The organism is Epilithonimonas hispanica (assembly GCF_003385395.1).
GTDB lineage: Bacteria > Bacteroidota > Bacteroidia > Flavobacteriales > Weeksellaceae > Epilithonimonas > Epilithonimonas hispanica.
In genome coordinates this window covers 1-4,021 of record NZ_QNUG01000086.1, presented here as the reverse complement: position 1 = coordinate 4,021, position 4,021 = coordinate 1, and the positions used below count along the sequence as shown (strand labels likewise).

General features: G+C 38.0%; 3 protein-coding genes and 1 pseudogene. 3 read left to right on the top strand and 1 reads right to left on the bottom strand.

All coding sequences use genetic code 11. The features are described from left to right. The coding region (locus DRF58_RS17740) for a transposase (protein WP_185144555.1) at positions 1-277 on the top strand (277 nt) is incomplete at its 5' end. Positions 278-528: 251 nt separating this feature from the next. Here DRF58_RS17740 and DRF58_RS17735 read toward each other — a convergent pair. Continuing rightward, positions 529-1,575 carry a serine hydrolase domain-containing protein gene (locus DRF58_RS17735; RefSeq protein ID WP_116037266.1) on the bottom strand — a complete coding sequence of 349 codons (1,047 nt, stop codon included), beginning with the start codon at positions 1,573-1,575 and terminating at the stop codon, positions 529-531. 400 nt (positions 1,576-1,975) lie between these two features. On the opposite strand from DRF58_RS17735, the gene DRF58_RS17730 reads away from it, so the two are divergent. Both DRF58_RS17730 and DRF58_RS17725 read left to right on the top strand, forming a co-directional pair. Beyond that, positions 1,976-2,836: a tyrosine-type recombinase/integrase gene (locus DRF58_RS17730; RefSeq protein WP_245955595.1), complete on the top strand. Its 861-nt coding sequence runs from the start codon at positions 1,976-1,978 to the stop codon at positions 2,834-2,836. Then, a pseudogene (locus DRF58_RS17725) lies at positions 2,833-4,021 on the top strand (IS91 family transposase); the annotation flags it as partial. The gene DRF58_RS17730 and the pseudogene DRF58_RS17725, both read left to right, overlap by 4 nt.

Sequence of the window (4,021 nt, the reverse complement as noted above, 5' to 3'; positions counted from 1 at the left end):
CCGAAGATTTGCGATGCATATTTTACCGAAAAGATTTGTAAAAATCCGTCATTATGGTTTTTTGAGCAGCACCTGGAAGCGTATCAAGCTTAAAAATCTGCAACAAAATTTAGGCATCCAGCCCAAAGAAAAGCTTCCACCCAAAGCTTTTCAGCCGAAATGTAGTTGTTGTAAAGTTGGAAATTTGGTAACGATTGCCACGTTCGATCTTCGAGGTCCGCCAAGTTGGTTTTTGGAGATGAGCCGAAATTTACCTGCTCCTAAATCTGCATTTTAGCGGATTTGGGTAAGGGAAATGTTACCCTAACGTGAAGGAAAGCACGATAAAACCAAGAAAAACTCGCCAAAATCACCCACAAAAAAAGAGACTCTTCTCAAAGTCTCTTGTATCTCTAAAAATCTTTTGTCGATAAACCCATAGTGTGGGAAAATACCCAGCAAAAAGCTCCCGAAGCTTCCGTTCAACAGGGTTTTCATTGTTCGTGCTTCGCACGCAACGAAAACTTAGCTATTATGTGCTGTTTATTTTTACTTTAAATTTATGTCTTTATACAAATTATCAACTATTTCTTCTAAAATTTGTCCTGTTCCATCAAAGCTCGCATTTGTCAAGATAGAAATTCCCATATTTTGTTTAGGATAAATCACGAACCAATTCTGCATTCCGTAGATTCCTCCGTGATGTCTAATAATTAATTGGTCGCCATTTTCTATGATGTACCAATGATAGCCTTCCCAAAAATCCGAGCCTTCTTTAAATAATCTTCTATGAGATTCGTTTACTACAGGATTTGTTTGGTCGAGTTGCAATTTCATATATTTCACTAAATCTGGAGCTGTAGAGTGCAATCCTGAAATTCCGCCCCATAAAGTTCTATTGAAATTGGGCATCAACTCGTTTTTATCGTTGTAGCCTTTTACCAGTTTTTTTCTATCATTTTCATTGAGTGTAAACTTGGTTTGGTTCATTTTATTTGGTTTCAAAACAAATTCATTTACCAATTCCTCAAAAGATTTCTGATACACTTTTTCAAGGATAAATGCGGTCACCTCTGGAGCCGTGTTTGAATAGAAATAGACTTCTCCGGGTTTTGTTTCAATTTTGATTTCTTTTAATCCTTCAAAAAAAGCTGTTTTATTTTCACTTTTTGGAGGCATATTTGGAAATCCACTTGTATGGGAGATAAGGTGTTTGATTGTTATGGGTTCACCTTTAAATTCTAAATTGGGATAAGGTTCATCAAGATAGATTCTAATATCATCATCTAAATTTATTTTTTTATCAAGTACGGCTTTAGCAGCGATGTAACCAGTGAAAGTTTTAGTTACAGAAGCTATTTCATAAAGAGTAGAATCGTTTGGTTTGTTTCCTTTTCCGATCGTTAATTCTCCAAAATGTTTTGTAGTGGATTTTCCATCTTTATACACTGCAACGGAAACAGAATGAAATCTTTTGTCCTCTAATAACTGAAGCGCATTTTTTGTAATTGCATTTTCAACTTTTTGTTTTGTAATTTGCTCATTACTTTTACACCCAAGTAAGGCAAAACATAAAATAGTAGTTAAATATTTCATTGTTATAATTAATTTATAGTTTTATTTTTTTGATTAAGTGATTAAATAGCACATAACGGAAAAAGTATTTGCGAAGTGCGGGCAAAAAGTGAACTGAAAGTTCAATTTTAACCAAACGGAGCAAAATGCTTTTTCGTATTGCTAATCTACTAAAAATAGTAATACAAAAAGCATTTTTGCGGCTAAAAAATTACAAAAAGTTCAACTAACTCTTAACCCCGCATTTTGCAAATACAATGTTGAACTAAACCTTCGGTAGCCCCGTCTGCATATTTTTGATTACTTTGTAAAACTAATTAAAAATCAATAGAATGGCAACAAAAAAAAGAGTTTAGAAGAGCTCAGAGAAAACAAGATCATCAATCAGGCAAAGCGCGAAGTTCCGGGATTTGCGGAGCTTTTGCAAAGGTTTGAACGTACCGTTTCGGTGTTGGGACGCAGTCAGAGTACGTTCAATAATTACTCCAGACACGTGGCGGCGGTGTCGCTGCATTTTGGGAAAATCCCTACAGAGTTGGATGCAGAGCAGATCCACGATTACCTTTTTTACCTTCAGAAAAAATCAAAATCACCCTCGCAATCGTATTTTAAACACACGGTTTACGGACTTCGTTTTCTGTTGAAATCGGAAGGACTGAGCTACGGTTTTCTAAGTCTTCCGGAAATTAAAAGAGAGAAAAAACTGCCTGTAGTGCTTAGTAAACAGGAGGTTTGGCAGATGTTGTCCTGCTGTAAACTTCTGAAACATAAAATCTTAATCGGGATTCTTTACGGTTGCGGATTGCGATGTATGGAGGTTAGAAATCTCCGTTTATGCGACTTAGATTTCGACCGAAAACAGTTGAAAGTGGTTCAGGGAAAAGGCAAAAAAGACCGTTATTTGCCACTTTCCGATCATTTGATTCGGGGACTCAAAAAGTATATCGAAGCTGAAAAACCAGAAAATTATCTCTTTGGAGAACCTCGTGGAGGGCGTGCTGGTGGCGATTTCGATTCCCGTTACTCCCAGCGCGGCGTTCAGTGGGCGGTAAAACAGGCATCAAAAACGGCAAACATCCTGAAAGAAGTGAGTGTTCATACGCTTCGTCACAGTTTTGCGACGCATCTTCTGGAAGATGGGATGGATATTTTGAGCATCAAAAATCTTCTCGGTCACGAAAGTATTGATACGACGCTGGTTTATCTTCAAATTGCCCAGCTTTCAACCCAAAAACTCTTTTCACCGCTCGATACCCTTTTTTCAGAATTTGGGAAGAAATGAGCGGTTTTAAAACCTCAAAAAAACAGTCAGTTCAACCTCAATCTCAACCTCAATACGAAGTCGCCGATGTTTTAAATATTTTAGGTTCAAAATTGGAAAATTTAGAACTTAATTCTTGGCAGTTAAGAACTTTATTTGCCTTAAAAAAGTGCAGAACTTCGGCTTTGGGAGGACATATCGATGCTTGTGATGAATGCGGAAATATCAGCATCAGTTACAACTCCTGCCGAAACCGTCATTGCCCGAAATGCCAAGGACGGAACCGAGAAGATTGGATACAAACACGGGAAACCGAACTGCTTCCTGTGCCTTATTTTACTCATTTTTTATTATTCGTTTTAATTGTATTCGTGATACGCTTCGCTTAATTCACGTGGTTTTTACGCTTCCTGATGTATTGAACAAAACCGCGCTTCACGAGCCCAAGATGTTGTATGATATATTGTTTGAATCGGCTTGGGAAACGCTTCAAACGTTTGGCAAAAACAAAAATCTCCAAATGGGAATGATTGCTGTTTTGCATACTTGGGGACAGAATCTGAGTCTGCATCCGCATTTGCACTGCATTGTTCCGGGCGGCGGCGTGGATGAAAACGGAGCTTGGAAAAACATCAGAAGTGACGGCAAATTTTTGTTTCCGGTAAAGGCTTTGAGCAAAGTTTTCAGGGCTAAATTTTGTGAGAAATTAAAAGATAAAAACCTTAAAGAATATACCAAAATCAGACAAAGTCTGTGGGAAAAACCTTGGGTTGTTTTCGCTAAAAAGCCATTTGGAAGCCCAAAATCGGTGGTGGAATATTTGGGTCGTTATTCCCACAAAATCGCCATCAGCAACCAGAGAATCAGAAAAATTGACGCGAAAACGGTAACTTTTTCTTACAAAGATTACCGCCAAAAAGGCATCAAAAAGCAGATGGTTTTGAGCCACGAGGAGTTTATCCGCCGTTTTGCGATGCATATTTTGCCGAAAAGATTTGTGAAAATCCGTCATTATGGTTTTTTGAGCAGCACTTGGAAGCGTATCAAGCTTAAAAATCTACAACAAAAATTAGGCATCCAGCCTAAAGAAAAGCTTCCGCCAAAAGTTTTTCAGCCGAAATGTAGTTGTTGTAAAGTTGGAAATTTGGTAACGATTGCCACGTTCGATCTTCGAGGTCCGCCACAATGGTTTTTGGAGATGAGCCG